The organism is Kitasatospora sp. GP82, from assembly GCF_029892105.1.
GTDB lineage: Bacteria > Actinomycetota > Actinomycetes > Streptomycetales > Streptomycetaceae > Kitasatospora.
Window position 1 is genome coordinate 20,847 of sequence record NZ_JARZAJ010000045.1, and the last position, 15,814, is coordinate 36,660.

Annotated in this window: 10 protein-coding genes and 2 pseudogenes; 6 read left to right on the forward strand and 6 right to left on the reverse strand. The window is 68.3% G+C overall.

Going from position 1 to position 15,814, the window contains the following annotated elements; translation table 11 throughout:
- Positions 1-8: 8 nt before the first annotated feature.
- Positions 9-6,290, reverse strand: coding sequence for a LamG-like jellyroll fold domain-containing protein (locus P3T39_RS30960; RefSeq protein ID WP_280702528.1), 6,282 nt, complete (start codon positions 6,288-6,290; stop codon positions 9-11).
- A gap of 117 nt (positions 6,291-6,407) precedes the next feature.
- Between P3T39_RS30960 and P3T39_RS30965 the strand changes: the two genes are divergently transcribed.
- Entirely contained in the window at positions 6,408-7,283 is an 876-nt protein-coding gene (locus tag P3T39_RS30965; RefSeq protein ID WP_280702529.1) for a hypothetical protein, read from the forward strand.
- A 49-nt stretch (positions 7,284-7,332) separates the two neighbouring features.
- Here P3T39_RS30965 and P3T39_RS30970 read toward each other — a convergent pair whose 3' ends face one another.
- Positions 7,333-8,133 carry an IS3 family transposase gene (locus tag P3T39_RS30970; protein WP_280702530.1) on the reverse strand — a complete coding sequence of 267 codons (801 nt, stop codon included), beginning with the start codon at positions 8,131-8,133 and terminating at the stop codon, positions 7,333-7,335.
- Between the two features lie 15 nt (positions 8,134-8,148).
- Between P3T39_RS30970 and P3T39_RS30975 the strand changes: the two are divergent.
- Positions 8,149-8,727: pseudogene (locus P3T39_RS30975) on the forward strand (ISAzo13 family transposase); the annotation flags it as partial.
- 171 nt (positions 8,728-8,898) lie between these two features.
- Here P3T39_RS30975 and P3T39_RS30980 read toward each other — a convergent pair.
- Entirely contained in the window at positions 8,899-9,066 is a 168-nt protein-coding gene (locus P3T39_RS30980; protein ID WP_280702532.1) for a hypothetical protein, read from the reverse strand.
- A gap of 105 nt (positions 9,067-9,171) precedes the next feature.
- Positions 9,172-9,705: pseudogene (locus tag P3T39_RS30985) on the reverse strand (ABC transporter ATP-binding protein); the annotation flags it as partial.
- Positions 9,706-9,858: 153 nt separating this feature from the next.
- Here P3T39_RS30985 and P3T39_RS30990 point away from each other — a divergent pair.
- Positions 9,859-10,290: a VOC family protein gene (locus tag P3T39_RS30990; protein ID WP_171166537.1), complete on the forward strand. Its 432-nt coding sequence runs from the start codon at positions 9,859-9,861 to the stop codon at positions 10,288-10,290.
- Between the two features lie 67 nt (positions 10,291-10,357).
- Here P3T39_RS30990 and P3T39_RS30995 read toward each other — a convergent pair whose 3' ends face one another.
- Positions 10,358-11,125: a transposase gene (locus P3T39_RS30995; RefSeq protein WP_280702534.1), complete on the reverse strand. Its 768-nt coding sequence runs from the start codon at positions 11,123-11,125 to the stop codon at positions 10,358-10,360.
- Positions 11,126-11,307: 182 nt separating this feature from the next.
- On the opposite strand from P3T39_RS30995, the gene P3T39_RS31000 reads away from it, so the two are divergent.
- Complete coding sequence (locus tag P3T39_RS31000) at positions 11,308-12,744, forward strand: NF041680 family putative transposase (protein WP_280702535.1); 1,437 nt, start codon at positions 11,308-11,310, stop codon at positions 12,742-12,744.
- Positions 12,745-12,783: 39 nt separating this feature from the next.
- Here the strand turns inward: P3T39_RS31000 and P3T39_RS31005 are convergent, their stop codons facing one another.
- A complete protein-coding gene (locus tag P3T39_RS31005; RefSeq protein WP_280702536.1) occupies positions 12,784-13,326 on the reverse strand; it encodes an NUDIX hydrolase in 543 nt (180 codons plus the stop codon).
- Between P3T39_RS31005 and P3T39_RS31010 the strand changes: the two genes are divergently transcribed.
- Together P3T39_RS31010 and P3T39_RS31015 are read left to right on the forward strand one after the other, a co-directional pair.
- Complete coding sequence (locus tag P3T39_RS31010) at positions 13,325-13,777, forward strand: hypothetical protein (protein WP_280702537.1); 453 nt, start codon at positions 13,325-13,327, stop codon at positions 13,775-13,777. The genes P3T39_RS31005 and P3T39_RS31010 overlap by 2 nt on opposite strands.
- A 19-nt stretch (positions 13,778-13,796) precedes the next feature.
- Complete coding sequence (locus tag P3T39_RS31015; RefSeq protein WP_280702538.1) at positions 13,797-15,758, forward strand: prolyl oligopeptidase family serine peptidase; 1,962 nt, start codon at positions 13,797-13,799, stop codon at positions 15,756-15,758.
- Positions 15,759-15,814 lie beyond the last annotated feature (56 nt).

A 15,814-nucleotide genomic window follows, 5' to 3' on the forward strand; every position in this document is an offset into this window, starting at 1 on the left:
CTCCACTACTAATTCCACAGATCGACGAGCTGGCCTTGGCCATTGAGCGCAGAGTTCCATACCCATTGGTATTCCATAAGATCTGGTTCGCCATTGGCGTACTGCCCGTAGGCCATCATCGAGAACCCCATGGGGATAGTGCTTGTTTTGCTGGCATAAACAGGCATCACCTCATAGTCGACTATCTGCCCCTCCCGCAGTGCGTCGCCCGCGTGCCGCTCGAACTGTCGCATGCTGTTGAGCGGGCCTGCGTTAGCCGTTCGTTGGAAGCATGGGGCAAGGTTCCGCGGGTCGGTTCCGCTGCCACCAAACTCTCGTGGTGCCAGGTGGCACCTGGCGATCGGATTCGAGCTTTGGCTGAAGCCTCCGGCCACCGCGATGTTTAGTGCTTCACTGAAGCCGACTATATCTCCACTGGCTACCGTGCCACGCGAACCGCTGGGTTTTCCGGTCACGCACGCTTCAATCCCTGTGGAACGACCACCGCCGCCAGTGTCAACGGGCCCGTAGTTGATCCACCCGGTCGCGCCGTCGGTCACTGCAGTGGACGGTCGATTATCCAGGCAGCTGCGAGGGCGGTCACTACTGGACGTCACGCCACTATTCAGGGCCGAGCTTTGACTTTCCGACGCGATAGTGAAGGAGGTCGCTGCCGCTCCAGGGTTTCCGGCTGTCGCTACGACACCGGTCTGGCCAGTCGCGTGACCACCGTTCAGCTGGGAGGCCTGTTGGGTATTTTCGCTGTTGGGATTGTCGTCGCGAGGCTTGATTTTGGTCGGGACCGGCTTCGGCTTGGGCGCGGGCTTCGGCCGGGGCGTTGCCGTGTGCCTGTGGTACACCGGCTGATCGGTGTCGCACTCGTCGTATCCGGCGGCCAGGGCATAACCTACAGTTTCCGCCTCGACCATCGAAATGGCTTGGACCTCTGCTTCCACTTCGGCCGCGACGATCGCGCTTTGCGCATACCCAGCCGACCCGTCAATGCCGTAGTGGGCAAGATATTCATCCGCCCAGCCCCACATCGTGTTGTACTCGTTGTTCGATGAGGACTCCTGGTAGCTCAGCGAGTTCCACAGCGGGTTGTAGTCGTCGTTGTAGTCGTCGGCGCCCCAGTCGCGGTGGTGCCCAATGGATGGCGGGGAGTCCGGCGGGCTGTCCGGGTTGGGGTCGGGTTCGCTCGGCTCGCACGAGGTGTGGCCGCTCGGGTCCGCGTTGTTGAGCGGGTCGGCTGCGGCGTAGGCGTAGCGGTTGGCGCCGGCGGCGGTGGTGGGGTCGAGGGTGGTGGTGTCTCGGCTGGTGAAGGCGGAGGTTGAGGGGTCGTACCAGCGGCTGGCGGTGCTGACCTGGCCGGTGGTGGAGTCGGTCCAGCCGCCCTGGTATCCGAGGTTGTGGTTGGTGCCGGTGGTGGCGGTGGGCTTGCCCCAGGGGTCGTAGGAGCGGGAGTTGGCCACGGAGGTGTCGGTGGCGGCGAAGGTGCCGACGACGTCGCCGTGGCGGTCGTTGAGGGCGAAGCTGGCCGAGCCGCCGGCTCCGATGGCGATCAGGTTGCCGCCCGGGGTGCGGGAGTAGGTCTCGGTGCCGTCGGCGGTGGTGTTGCTGGTGGTGCCGTCGTAGGTCAGCGTGTGCCCGGAGGTCTGGGCGAGGCGGCCGAGGGCGTCGTAGGAGTAGGTGGTGCCGCCTTGGTTGGTGAGCTCGTCGAAGGCGTCGTAGGTGGAGCTGGTGGTGGTGCTGCCGCTGATGACGCTGGAGCGGGTGCCTCGGGCGGTGTAGGTGTAGGTGTTGCTGCCCTGGCCGGTGAGCTGGTTGCGCTGGTTGTAGGTGGAGTTGGTGACGCCGTTGGTGGTGAGGTTGCCGTCGCCGTCGTAGGCGTAGTTGGTGGTGGCCCTGCCGTTGTTCCAGGTGCTGAGTCGGCCGGCGGCGTCGTAGGTGTAGGTGTGGGTGCCGGCCCCGGCCAGGCCGTTGGTGGCCTTGGTCTTCAGGCGGCCTGACGGGTAGTAGGTGTAGCCGAGCGAGGAGACAGTTGCGCCGGAGCCCGACTTCAGGTTGTCGGTGGCGAGGTTGCCCTGGTCGTCGTAGGTGTAGCTGCGGGTGTTGCCGTTGCCGTACTGGACGGTGCTGACCTGCCCGCGGGGGGTGTAGTTGTAGACGAGGGTCTGCCCGGTCTGGGGCTCGGCGAGTGTCTTGAGGTGCCCGTCCGCGTCGTAGGTGAAGCCGGCGGTTCCCGAGGCGTCGGCGCGTGAGGCGAGTTGGCCGTTGGCGTTGTAGGTGTAGGTGGCGTTGCCCGTCGGTCCGGAGGCGGTCGCGATGGGGCCTCGGTCCTCGTAGGTGTAGTTCTGGGTGCCGCCCGGTGTGGAGAGGCTGGTGAGGCGCCCGTCGAGGTCGTAGCCCAACGTCCGGGTGGGGGCTGGGGCTTCGCCGCCGGTGCCGGTCTGGGTGGTGAGGTGACCGGCGGGGTCGAAGGTGTTGGAGATGGTCGTACCGCCGGGCTGGGCGACTGTGGCGGGTTGGCTGAGGATGTTGTAGCCGGTGGTGTAGGTGCGGTCGGCGAGGTTGGGGTAGGCGGAGGTCGCGGGCTCGATGGTGGACTCGGGCAGGCCGAGGGTGTTGAAGGTGTAGTAGGTGGTGTTGTTGTTGCCGTCGGTGTACGCGGTGCGGCGTCCTGCGGTGTCGTAGCCGAACGCGGTGGTGATGGTCTTCCCGCTGGCCACCGGCTCGATGTGCTGGAGGGGGCGGCCGAGTGCGTCGTACGTCGCGGTGGTGGTGTTCCCGTCGGCGTCTGTCGCAGAGATCGCGTTCCCGGCGACGTCGTATGTGGTGGTGGTGCTGGCGAGCGTGGATCCCGTGCTGGACAGCTGCGCGCTGCTGGTGGCCTGTCCTGCTTCGTTGTAGGTGATGGTCTTTGACGGGCCGGTGGAGCCGGGCTGGTTACCGGGCAGCGTGGCCTTGGTGGGCTGGCCCAGCAGGTTGTAGGACGTGGTGCTGGTGAAGGTGAGCGGGTCGGTGGTGCTGGTCTGTTCGCCTGCGGCGTTGTAGCCGAAGGTTCCGGTGGAGCCGCCCGGCGTGGTCACGCTGGTGCGGTTGCCCGCGTCGTCGTAGCCGAAGGCGGCGGTGTAGACGGCGGTGGGCTGTCCGGCCCGGCGCACCTGCCGGGAGGAGGTGATGGGCCGTCCGAGGTCGTCGTAGGTGGCGAGGGTGACGGCTCCGACCGGGTCGGCCATGGACTGCTTTTCGCCGTCGAGGTCGTAGGTGTACTGCACCTTGGGGACGGTGCCGTTGACAGCCGGTGCGTCGGTCTCCACCAGGTTGCCGAGCTGGTCGTAGGTGTTGGTGGTGAGCCGGCCCAGCGGGTCGTGGACTGTCGCCACCCGGTCGAGCGCGTCGGAGTCGAGCTGGGTGACAGCGGTGACAGCGGTGGTCTGTCCCGGAGCGGTGTAGGAGTTCAGGGACGTCGAGTCATGGCGGCCGTTGCTGTCGTAGGTCCGGGTGAAGGTGGTGATGTTGCCCGTCGGGTCCTGGGCAGACGTCGCGTTGTCGAAGACGCCGTATCCGGTGCGGGTGATCGACCGGGCCTGCGGCAGCACCACAGCGGAGCCGGTCGCGGGGTTGAACGTGGTGCTGGTGACCGGCGGGCTGGTGGTCGTGGTGAGTCGGCCGAGCGCATCATGGGTGAAGGTGGTGGTGTAGGCGCTGGGGTCGGCTCCGGCAACGTTGCCGAGCGGGCTGATCGTCGTAAGCGGCAGACCGCGCTGGTCGTAGGTGTTCTTGGTGACCGAGTCGGCGGGCTGGTTCTTCACGGTCTGGGTGATGACCTGGCCGAGCGCGTTGTAGCCGTAGTCGGTTTCGTGGCTTTCGCCGCTGCCGCTGAGTACGTCCGTGAGGACGTTGTCGCTGGCGTCGTAGGTGTAGGCGGTGGTGCGGCCCAGCCCGCCGGGGTCGAGGGTGGCGCTGCTCAGACGCGAGGCCGCGTCGTAGGAGGAGGTGACGGTGCTCTTTCCGCCGCCGGTGACCTGCTGGATCAACTGGCCCGCGGGGTCGTAGGTGTTCTGCTGCAGGACGACGTTCCGCGTGGAGCCGTCGGCGTTGTGGAAGCCGTCGAGATCGACCTCGGCGAGGGTGTTGTCATCGTTGTAATAGTTGTGGGTGGTGCGGCCCATCGCGTCAGTGACCGTGGCCAGACGGCCGGCCGGGTCGTAGGCGCGGGATTCGAGGACCTGGGTCTGGGACGTCACCGGGTTGGTCGGGCTGCCCGTGTAGTTGGTGATCGCGGTCCGCTGCTGGTGGTGGAGGGCGTCCCAGAGGTAGAGCCACTTGGTGCCCGCACCGTCGGTCTTGTTGGTGACGTTGCCGTAGCCGTCGTAGCCGAAGGTGGTGCTGTGACCGGCGGGGTCCGTGCTCTGGGCAACCAGGTTGTTGGCGTTGTACGTCCAGCTGGTGGTGCGAGGGCTGTCCCCGCCCGAGGTGTCGGCGACGGTCTGACTGGTTTCGTTTCCGTCGTTGTCGTAGGCCACGCGGATCTGACGGGTGTGGTTGGCACCGGTCACGGCGTCGGTTGTGCTCGGGTCGGTCTCCGTGAGGAGGTTGCCCAGCCCGTCCCAGGCGTATGTGGTGGTCATCGTGGTCAGACCGGTACCGCAGTCGGCGCAGTTGTCGCTCTGGCTGGTCAGACGCCCGAGGTTGTCGTAGGTGTAGGTCGTGGTCAGTCCGGACGGGTTGACCGACTTGGTGAGATTTCCGGCCGAGTCGTATGAGTACTGGGTGACCTGTCCGCCCGTGGTGGTGTTGGTGGCCATGAGCGCTGCAGGCTCGGTTCCGCCGGTGCCGACGGCTGGCTCGGTGCCGGCGGTGTAGGTGACCGTGCTGGTACGGCCGTTGGGGAAGTCGGTGGTGGCGGGCAGCTGTGTCGAGGTGAGGTCGCCGGTCGGGCTGTAGGAATAGGTGGTGGCGTAGGTGGTGGCGTTCGGGTTCTGCGCTCGTGCGTCGCTGGTGGTCAGTCTGTGGTCGTTCTTCGGGTTGAACGGGTTGACCTGGTCGACGTAGTACGAGGCGTAGGAGGTGTGGCAGCTGGCGGGCGTGGTGCAGGTCGTCGTGGAGACGGCGTTGCCGCGGTCGTCGTGGCCGGTGGTGACGGTGTGCCCGTTCGGGTCGGTGACGCTGTACAGGAAGCCGTGGGTGTCGTAGGTGTAGCGCGTGTTGCCGCCAGTGGCATCAACCGTGTTGGTGAGCTGGCCGGTTGCGGTGTCCCAGCGCCAGCTGACGGTACGGCCTCCGGGGTCCGTGACGGACGTGTAGGTCGTCTTGGTCGGCGAGGAAGCGCTGCCCATGGCCTTGTAGTGCGCGTTGACCTGGTCTGCGCTGAGGCGGGTCTTGTAGAAGGCGACTTCGGCGATCGAGCCGTTGAAGTGGCCGTCGGTGCTGGTGGGGTGGTTGGGCCATCCGCCGTCTGCGGTGCCAGCGCCGACGTACACGTAGGCGGAGCCGTTGTACCAGATCTGGCGGGCGGTATTGCTGCTGGCGGCCTGGGTGCCGTCGAGGTAGAGAGTCTGTCCAGTGTCGTCGGCGGCCAGGACGGCGTGGTGCCACTTCCCGTCATTGACGGTCTGTGAGGAGTTCAAGCCCGTCGAGGCGCTGCCGGTCCACAGGTCGCCGTAGAGCTTGCCGTCGCTTCCGACGTACAGGGCCGGGTTCCAGGAGTCGCTGTTGGTGTGGGCGGCCCCGAGCGGGAAGGACTGGTAGCCGTAGAGGGTGCCGGACGTGGTGGTCTTGAACCACAGCTCGACGGTGTTCGGGCCCTGCACGGCGGCCGCCGTGGCCGGGAGCTGTACAGATGAGGTGGTGCCGTTGAAGGTGGCGGCGGTGCCATCCGAGCTGCCGGAGGGGCCTGCGGTGCCGAGGGTGGTGTTGGTGTAGGTGCCGTGTTCCTGGTTGGGCAGGGCGGTGCCGAGTTCGTCCTGCGCGTTGGTGGCGCCGGTGGACTCGTCCAGGCGCCAGTAGGCAGACGGGGTGGTCAGAGTGACGGCGGCCCGGTAGGCGGCGGACTGGGAGACGGCCTCGCCGACCGGACCGGTGGCGGCGGTGTAGTGGTTGGCGACGGTGCTGGCCGCCATCGCGTACGGGTAGTAGGAGAAGTCGGCGATGGAGCCGTTGAAGTGGCCACTGATGTCGGTGGGCGCCTGGGGCGAGCCGTTGTCGGTGCCCGCGCCCAGGTAGGCGTAGGCGTCCCCGCAGTAGCGGGTCAGGCCGGTGACCGGGGCGCCGCTGGGCTGGCCGTCGATGTAGAGCTGCTGGGACATGCTGCTGCCCGAGCAGAGACTGCCGGGTGGCGATGCCTGTCCGAGAGCGCGGCGGAGATGGGGGTGCAACGCGGGCACTCTCTGCAGTTCGCCGCCGACCTTCTGAGATCCGCCAACATGCCTGAGGAGGCAGCTACCTGGCTCCGCGAGAAGGCTGACTCCGGCGACACCGGCGCCGCCATGCAGATGGCCCGCCACCTGCGCCTGGTCGGTGACAGCACAGCCGCTGCCCGCTGGTACCGGCGGGCAGCCGAGCTCGGTGCGGGGACCGACGCGATGCACCATGCTGCCAAGCTCCTGCACCGCAGCGGGCATACCAGCGAGGCTCTGGAGTGGCTGGCCCACCTCGCGGACGGCGGAGATCTGGAAGCACGCTGCGCGGCGGCGGACCTGTACTGGAAAGCTGGCCGCACTGGTAAAGCGCTGGAGACCTATCGCCGCGCGGCCGCCGGTGGCCACAGCACGGCCCTGCGGATGGCCGCAGACCACCTGCGCTGCTCTCACCGGCTCGACGAGGCCCTGACGCTTTACCAGGAAGCTGCCCGTAGTGGCGACGCCGCAGCCCTGCCCTACGTCGTCGAGCTACTGGACCTGCGCCTTTGGCCCCACGACGCGACCCTGGCCTGGTACCTGGAAGCAGCCGAACTCGCCAGGAGCACCGAGGCCATGCGGCTGGTCGCGATGCGCAAGGCCGCTGAGCTCCTCGCAACCGCCGGCGATCTCGACAACGCCCTCCACTGGCGGGAGCAGGCCGCAGCCCGCAGCGACACCAGATCGATGCGTGCCATCGCGGCCATTCACCGCCACCGCGGTGACGTTGATACCGCTCTCAACTGGTACAAGAACGCTGCCGACCGGGGTGATCCGCAGGCTGCCGAAGAAGCGAAATGGATGCTCAAGGAACTCGCTGCACAGACGAAACGGTCAACCGATCGGGCTGTGGCACTACCTCCGTCGGTGCCCGACACTGACGAACCGACACTACCGGCCTGATCCGAAACCACGGGGACAGACCCCGGTGCGGCGCAACCGACCCGGACGGTCAGTTCCTGGTCGGCCGTCGCGGATACCTTCGCCCCACCCTGCCCGTACGCTCCGGAGCCATACAGTCGGGCCGACGGGCCCCGTCCTGTACGCCTGCCGCCACGTCCAGCAGCTCGCGGGTCAGCGTGCCCAGGCGGGCGGCGAAGGCCTCGTACGCCGGGGCGGGATCACCGCCCACGGCCTCAAGGAAGGTGCAGGCGGCGGACTCGATCAGGGCGACGTTATCCAGCAGCTCGGCTGTCTCGCCCGTCTCGGCGAGCTGGCCACCTTGCTCTTGCACGCCTTTTCTCCTGCACTTGTGCTGTGTCTCATTAAGCGCATAGCCGAGGTGAAGTTCCACCCTGCGGTTGGACACTGTCCGTCTACGCCGCCAAGGCGTGACCTTGCTGGTGTCGCTGTCGGATCTCGACGGCTTGCGGGCCTGGCGGGTCAGGCCACGGCGTCGGCGCCGGGTCACGCCCGTGATGCCGCGCTCGCGCATGATCCGCTCCACCCTCTTCCGGTTGACTGCCCGGCCCTGGCGGCGAAGTTCCGCATGCACGCGCGGGACGCCGTAGGCGCCCCTGGAAGCGAGGTGGATCACGGTGATCTCGGCCGCGAGCAGTTCCTCCTCGCGCAGGCGGGCCCGGCGGGCGGCCCCGCCGGCCCGCCGGGCATAGAACGACGACCGGGAGATCCCCAGGACGGCACAGATCCGCTTGACGCCCCACGCGCCTTGGTGATCATCAACGAAACGGAAGCGGATCCGGACCCGTAAGGAAATTACTGCCGGTTTCGGGTTAACTCCACGGATCGGCATGGTAGATGAGCTGCTGTGGCGATTGCGGATGATGTCCTGGCGGTGTTGGATGCGAAGTTTGCTGCGGTGTTACCGCATCTGGACGAGCGGCAGCGCCGGTTGTACCTGGCCTCGGAGGCCGAGGCTCTGGGGCATGGTGGGATCGCGGTGATCGCCAGGCTGACGGAGGTGTCGGAATCGACCATCGCCCGGGGATGCGACGAGCTCGCGGTCGGGGCGGAGGTGCTGGGGCGGGTGCGTCGGGCCGGTGGCGGGCGCAAGCCGGCCGCTGAACGCGATCCTGGTCTGGTGGCGGCACTGGAGTCGCTGATCGAGCCCCGGGAGGTGGGCGATCCGGTCTCGCCGCTGCGCTGGACCACCGCCTCACTTCGGGACCTGGCCCGGGAACTGACTGAGGCAGGGCATCCGGTCAGCGCTCCGGTGGTGGGCGACCTGCTGCGCGGGCTGGGCTTCAGCCTGCAGGGCATGGCCAAGACCCGGGCCGGCAGCCACGTGCCCGACCGCGACGCCCAGTTCCGCCACATCAGCACCACCGTCGAACACTTCCTGGAGCAAGGCCTGCCGGTGGTGAGCGTCGATGCGAAGAAGAAGGAGGTGCGACACGATGCTGCACGAGATGAGTGAATGCGCTGGTCAGAGGCCCGACGACTGACGTCGGTAGCGTATTCCTGGCCAGTGCTCAAGGCCAGTCCCCACCCCGACGTGCGTTGCCGGTAACGGCTCGGTGCGGAGCTCGGGGGGAGAAGCCCAAGGGCCTGAGGGTGCTCATCGGCCGGCTTCCCGGAGAGCCCCGCGGTCCGTCGCACCGGCCCCCGCAGGACGGTACGGGCGGACCAGCCCGACGGCCGCCAGCGCGGTGACGGTGAGGAGACAGAGCCAGGCGAAGGCGTCGCCGATCAGGTCGTACACGGTCGTGACGCCGCGCGTCGGCACGTACGCCACGATCGTCTGCCGGTCGGTCGTGAAGTAGTCCGCGGTGGCGAGGACGTGCCCCCGGTCGTCGAAGGCGGCGGACAGACCGTCGGAGTCCTAGCGCACCAGCTCCAGCAACAGCTGGCGCACGTCCTCGGCCGAGCTCGAGTCCAGCGCGCCGGTGGGCTCGTCGGCCAGCAGCAGCGCCGGCCGGTTCATCAGGGCCCTGGCCACCGCCACCCGCTGCCGCTGACCGCCGGACAGCCGCTGCGGGTAGGCCTTGGCATGCCGGTCGATACCCAGCGAGCCGAGCAGCTCGACGGCCCGCCGCTTCGCTTCACCCTTGCCCATCCCGGCCAGCCGCGCCGGAACCATGACGTTGTCCAACACCGTCAAGTCATCAAGCAGATTGAAGAACTGGAAGATCATCCCGATCGAGGCCCGGCGGTACTTCGCCGAACCGGCCTCACCGAGCTGATCCACGCGCGTGCCGTTGACCGTCACGATGCCACTGGAGGGCTTGTCCAGACCGGCGATCAGGTTCAGCAGCGTGGACTTGCCGCTGCCGGAATGGCCGAGGATCGCCACGCATTCACCGGACGCCACGGACAAAGGGCTGTCCCGTAACTGATCTTTGGCACGATAGTGGTCGGCTGAGATCGGATCCTGGGTCCCACCCTTTGGAAGAGGCGCCGACCTCGGTTCACCCCTATGACCGCACGACACAGCAGCGGATGGCAGGGGCCGTCCTCCCGGCAACGTCTGGATCCACCCGCCCGGGGAGATGAGCAGGGCCCCTGTTATCGTGCACCGATGTCAACGATCAAGCAGTTCCAGGTGACCTTCGACTGCGCGGAACCTGCGCGCCTCGCCGCCTTCTGGTGCGAGGTGCTGGGGTACGTCGTACCGACAGTCCCGGAGGGCTTTGCCACGTGGGAGGAGTACCACCACTCGCTGCCGCCTGAGGACGAGGTCTACTTCGCGTGCGCTGATCCCTCTGGTGTGGGCCCGCGCGTGCTCTTCCAGCGAGTTCCCGAAGGCAAGGTCGTCAAGAACCGGGTGCATCTTGATGTGCGGGTCGGCACAGGGCTCGTGGGTGACGAGCGCCTGGCCACACTCGAGGCCGAATGCGCACGGCTGATGGCGCTCGGCGCGAAACACGTGCTGACGCAGCGTGCCGATGGCGTCAACGAGTCGTGCATCACGATGCAGGACATCGAGGGCAACGAGTTCTGCCTCGCCTGATTCTCCTCCGAGACTGCAAGGGGGAGCCGTCTGCCGGGGACCTCTCAGGTCTCGTATGCGGCAGAAGCTATCCCGTGAGAGCGAGGTTGTGCAGTCGGGCGATGGCGAGCATGGCGTGTCGGACCCCGTTGCCCTTGAGTCGGCAGTCGCGGAGGATCTTCCAGGTCTTCATGCGGGCGAAGACGTGCTCGACACGGGCTCGGACCCGCTTGTGGTCGTGGTTGTGCTCGGCCTGCCAGTCGGCGAGTTCCCCGCCTCTGGGCCGGCGGTGCGGGATGACCAGGCCGGTACCGGGGTAGCCGCCGTCGGCGATCGTGGTCGTTGTGCCGACGGCGGCCTTGGCCCCGGACTCCTCCCACGCCTTGCAGTCGTTGCGGTTGCCGGGCAGGGGTGTGCCGACCGCGACGACGAGGCGGGTGTGGGCATCTACGACGACCTGGTGGTTGGTGGAGTACCGGTAGTTCTTCGACTGCGCGGCGATCGTGTGGTCACGGGTGGGGACCAGCGTGCCGTCGACGATCAGCACGCTGTCCTTGCGGAAGCGGCGGCGTGGCTTGAGCGCGAGCAGCGGGCCGACGTGGTCGATGATGCGGTCGGCCGCCGACTTGGACACGCCGAACAGCGGCGCGAGTTGCCGCAGCGTCAGGTTCGTTCGCCAGTAAGCGGTGACCAGCAGGACCCGGTCCTCCAACGACAGGCTCCAGGGTCGGCCCGGCCTGACGGTGTCGGCGCCCTCGCGGCGCAGCACCGTCATTAGCTTGCGGAAGTCCCGCGGGCTCAACCCCGTGAACGGGGCTATCCAAGACGGCTCCGACGCCGTCATCACACCAGCCACCGCAAGATGATCTCACCCGCGACCAACAGTTACGGGACAGCCCTAAGCTTGTTCTTTATCCTCTGGCGCGTGGTCAGCCTGGGCCGACCATGGGTTTTGGCGTTCTCCGGACAGCAGAACGGCTCTCGCGTGATCATGTGCTTCGACCAAGAGGCGCAGCGATCACAACAAGAGCCGTGGGTATGAGTGTGCTGGATGACGCTGACCGCGTCGAGTCCCTGTCCGTGTTGTCCGGCTTCCGGGCCGACCTGTACGACTGCTTCACCGCGCGGGCGGACGCGCTGTTCGAGCTTGCCGACGCGCTGCTGTGCGCCGATGGACCGGTGAAGTCACTGGTCGACCTGACGCTGACCGCCGAACATCGGCGCGGTCACGGCGCCCTGTACGACGGGCTGAACTGCGGCCGGATTGAGGTGGACCGGCTGCGCGCCGACCTGGCTGCTCTGCCCCTGCCGAGGACGGGCGACGGCCGGATCGTGCTCGCGGTGGATGTCAGCCCGTGGCTGCGCTCGGATGCCGCGACCAGTGCGGACCGGCTGTTCTGCCACGTCTACGGGCGAGCGAAGAGCAGTTCGCAGTTGATCCCCGGCTGGCCGTACTCCTTCGTGGTCGCGCTGGAGTCCAGGCGGACGTCCTGGACCGGGATCCTGGACGTGGTCCGACTCGGCCCCGAGGACGACGCGACTGCGGTGACCGCCGACCAACTGCGCGGCGTGGTCGAGCGCTTGGTCACGGCCGGGCACTGGCAGGCCGGCGATCCGGACGTTCTGATCGTGATGGACGCCGGGTACGACGTGACCCGGCTCGCGTTCGTCCTGGCGGACCTGCCCATCGAGGTCCTCGGCAGGATTCGCTCGGACCGGGTGCTGCGGCGTCCGAGGCCGCCCCGGGTGCCGGGTACCAACGGCCGTCCGCCCAAGCACGGTCCCGAGTTCGCCCTGGCCAAGCCCGCCACCTGGCCCGAACCGGAACACACCACGACCACCGAGACCACCCGCTACGGCACCGCCACCGCCCAGAGCTGGGACCGGCTGCACCCCCGGCTGACCCACCGGACCTGCTGGCTCGACCACGACGGCGAACTCCCGGTTATCGAGGGCACGTTGATCCGCCTGGAGGTCGACCACCTACCCGGCGACCGCAACCCCGACCCCGTGTGGCTGTGGTCCTCGGCGACCGGTGCCACCCCTGCCGATATCGACCGCTGGTGGCGCTCCTACCTGCGCAGATTCGACCTCGAGCATACCTTCCGGCTCTTCAAGCAGACCCTCGGCTGGACCCGCCCCAAGATCCGCACCCCCGACGCGGCCGACCGTTGGACCTGGATCGTCATCGCGGCCCACACCCAGCTCCGGCTGGCCCGGCGCCTCGCCGAGGACCTTCGCCGCCCCTGGGAGAAGCCGGCCGCCCCGGGCCGGCTCACCCCCGCCCGCGTCCGACGCGGGTTCAGGAACATCCGCGCCACCACGCTCCACCCGGCCAGAGCGCCGAAACCCGCAAAGCCCGGCCCCGGACGGCCACCAGGGTCGAAGAACCGCCGACCTGCACCTCGCTACGACGTGGGCAAAACCGTCAAACGCGACCTCACCATGGCCGACCACCAAGACCGGAAGGGATAAAGAACAAGCTCAGGGCGCCGGCCCGCCCGCCCCGGGGGACTACAGGAGGTTCAGCACGTCCAGGGCGAGGTAGGCGGCGGCGGTGTCGGTCATCTCGCCGCTGCGGAGCACGCGGCTGCGGAACTCCGCCAGGCCGAAGGTGACGACGTCGATGAACTCGGTGCGCTCCGGGGTCGGTTCGGCGACCTTGACGCAGCCGGTGGCGAAGAAGGCGAAGTGGCGGACATTGGAGTAGGCGTCCAGCCAGTACGGTCCGGCGGCGTGGACCTCGCCCTGGTAGCCGGTCTCCTCCAGCAACTCCCTGACGACGGCGTCCAGCGCATCCTCTCCCGGTTCGAGGACGCCGCCGGGCAGCTCGTAGAGCACCCGGTCCGGTCCGGGCCGGTACTGGCGGGCAAGGATGACACGCTGGTCGGTGGTGAGCGCGAGCACCGCGACGCCCGGACACTCGCGCTTGAGGTAGAACTCCTCCTTTCTGCCGTCGGGCAGCTCGAACTCGACGCGGTCCACGGACCGGCCGAACTTGCTGAACACGGTGGTGCGTTCGATCTCGCGCCACGACGCGGAGGTGTCGGTCGTCATGGCCAGGACTGTACGGCCCCGGCCGGTGCGTGGCGGCCGTTGCGCCGTCTGGCTCGGCTGCGAGGGCTGGCTGACCTGGGAGCAGATCCACCGCGCCAGACCCCGCGTGCCGCTGACCTGCCCCGAGTGCGGCTGGGCCCTGTGCCCGAAGCCCTCGCCGAACCGCCTGCGGTACTTCGCCCATGACCCCGGGGCCCCCGAATGCTCCCTGCGGGAGGAGACCGAACAGCACCGCCAGCTGAAACGGGACCTCGCCGACTGCTGCCGCCAGGTGCCGGGCTGGATGGCCGAGCTCGAACAAGCCGGACCCGAGCGCGCCTGGCGGGCCGACGTGCTCGCCACCCACACCACCGGCAACCGGTATGTACCTGTTTCTGAACCTCGGTGGCTGCTGAACGCCCCTGACGGCATTCGAGTTCTGCCTCGTGCGGCAGGATGTGTGGACACGTAGCTGCGGATGGGGGCACCAAGTGACCGAGGCGTCAATGGAGTTGTTGGCTGAGTTGGTGGTGGACAGCATGGCGCCGCTGTACCCCGTGATCTCGCCGGACGGTTGCCTGGTCGCCTACGTGGTGAAGACCGTTGGCGTCAGAGGGGGCTTGGCGAGTGCGCTGTGGGTGGCGGATGCCGCCGGTAGTTCGGCTCCGCGGCAGTTGACGGACGGTAGGGCGTGGGTCGGGGCACCGCAGTGGGCTCCGGACTCGGGGTCTTTGTACTTCGTCACCGGTCGGCAGTTGCACCGCCTACGGCTCGATGACGGGTCGGTGGAGGCGGTAACTGCTTGGCGCGGCGGCGTTGCCGGTTTTCGGCCGCTGGCCGACGGCAGGACGGTCGCCGTGGCTGGCGTCGATGAACCCGACGCCGAGGATGAGCGCCGACAGGCTGAGGGCGATGACGCATTCGTGTGGGGCGAGCGTTCACACCCGGCGCGACTGCGGCTACTCGACCTCGACAACCGTGAGGCGCGCCTGGTAGTCGGCCTCGGTGAGCGGCACGTGGTGGAGGTGGTACAGCGGCCGGACGGCGGCCCGTTGACAGTGCTCAGCTGGGCGGACCCGGAGGAGGATTCCGGCTCCTTCGCCGCGGAACTGTACCTGGTCGATCCGCGCACCTCCAAGGTGCACGACCTGGGACCGGCCGGTGCGGACGCCTGCTCACCGACCTGGTGGCGTTCCGGGGACGCGTGGCATCTGTCCTATCTGGCGATCACACCGCCCGGGCCGGTCGGCGGGACGGCCGTCTTCGACATCACCGTGCCGAATGCCGGACCGCCGGCGGAGCACCGCAACCTGACCGCAGGGATGGCCGCGTGCCCGACAGAACTCGTGCAGGTCGCCCAGGGCACGCCGCTGGCACTGTTCGCCGACGGGCTGGACACCGCCCTGTTCCGACTGGATCCAGAGGACGAGGCATTCCGGCGGGTGGCCACCCGACAGGGCATCGCCCACGCCCTCACCGCGAGCCGCACCGGCGAGGCGGTTGCCATACTGGCAGGCACAGCCAGCGAGCCGAAAGACGTCCACGCCGGGCCGCCCGGCGCCCCCCTCGCCAGGGTGAGCGACACGCGCCCCGAGGTCCGCGAGATCCGGTGGGGCCACCAAGAACGCCTGTCTTACAAGGCCTCGGACGGCCTCACCCTGGACGGGCTGCTGCTCCTGCCACCCGGTACGAGTCGCCAAGACGGGCCGTTCCCGCTGATCACCCTGGTCCACGGCGGTCCTTATGGGCGGTACACCGACGAGTTCCAGTTCCACATCGCGCTACCACCGGCGCAGTGGCTGGCGGTCGCCGGCTACGCCGTCTTCCTGCCCAACCCGCGTGGTAGCCAGGGCCGTGGCCACGCCTTTGCCGCAGCGGTGGCGGGCGCGGTCGGCGGAGCCGAGTGGACCGACATCACCGACGGCATCGACGTGCTCGTCGCGGAAGGGGTCGCGGATCCGGACCGGCTGGGGATCGGCGGTTGGAGCCACGGAGGGTTCATGGCCGCCTGGGCGGTGGGGCAGACCGACCGGTTCAAGGCCGCGCTGATGGGCGCCGGGATCAGCGACTGGGGCATCCAGACAGCGTTCGGCGACCAAGGAGCCGAGCGGGAGTCCGCGCTGAGCGGCAGCTGCGGCTGGGAGGGACCGGGCCCGCATGCCCATGACCGGGTCAGCCCTGCCTCCTACGCCGCACGCATCCGCACCCCAGTACTGATCCTGCACGGCGAGGAGGACACCAACGTCCCCGTCAGTCAGGCCGTGCTCTTCCACCGGGCCCTGCGACACTTCGGTGTCGAGCACGAGCTCGTGGTCTACCCGCGAGAGGGGCACAGGATCACCGAACGGGCCCACCAACTCGACCTGCTCCGCCGTACCCGTGCATGGTTCGACCGTCGGCTCGGCTCCGCCCAACAGCACCGCATGCTGTCGGTCGAGGGTGCTTCGGCCTGATGAGCGGGGGTCAACGCTGAGGGCGCCGGACGAGCCTGGATGCCGCAGGAATGACC

What these genes read in the sequence shown, in the direction of transcription:
- P3T39_RS30960 (WP_280702528.1), bottom strand. Translation starts at nt 6,290, where the DNA reads ATGTCCCAGCAGCTCTACATCGACGGCCAGCCCAGCGGCGCCCCGGTC.
- P3T39_RS30965 (WP_280702529.1), top strand. Translation starts at nt 6,408, where the DNA reads ATGCCTGAGGAGGCAGCTACCTGGCTCCGCGAGAAGGCTGACTCCGGC.
- P3T39_RS30970 (WP_280702530.1), bottom strand. Translation starts at nt 8,133, where the DNA reads ATGCCGATCCGTGGAGTTAACCCGAAACCGGCAGTAATTTCCTTACGG.
- P3T39_RS30990 (WP_171166537.1), top strand. Translation starts at nt 9,859, where the DNA reads ATGTCAACGATCAAGCAGTTCCAGGTGACCTTCGACTGCGCGGAACCT.
- P3T39_RS31000 (WP_280702535.1), top strand. Translation starts at nt 11,308, where the DNA reads ATGAGTGTGCTGGATGACGCTGACCGCGTCGAGTCCCTGTCCGTGTTG.
- P3T39_RS31010 (WP_280702537.1), top strand. Translation starts at nt 13,325, where the DNA reads ATGGCCAGGACTGTACGGCCCCGGCCGGTGCGTGGCGGCCGTTGCGCC.
- P3T39_RS31005 (WP_280702536.1), bottom strand. Translation starts at nt 13,326, where the DNA reads ATGACGACCGACACCTCCGCGTCGTGGCGCGAGATCGAACGCACCACC.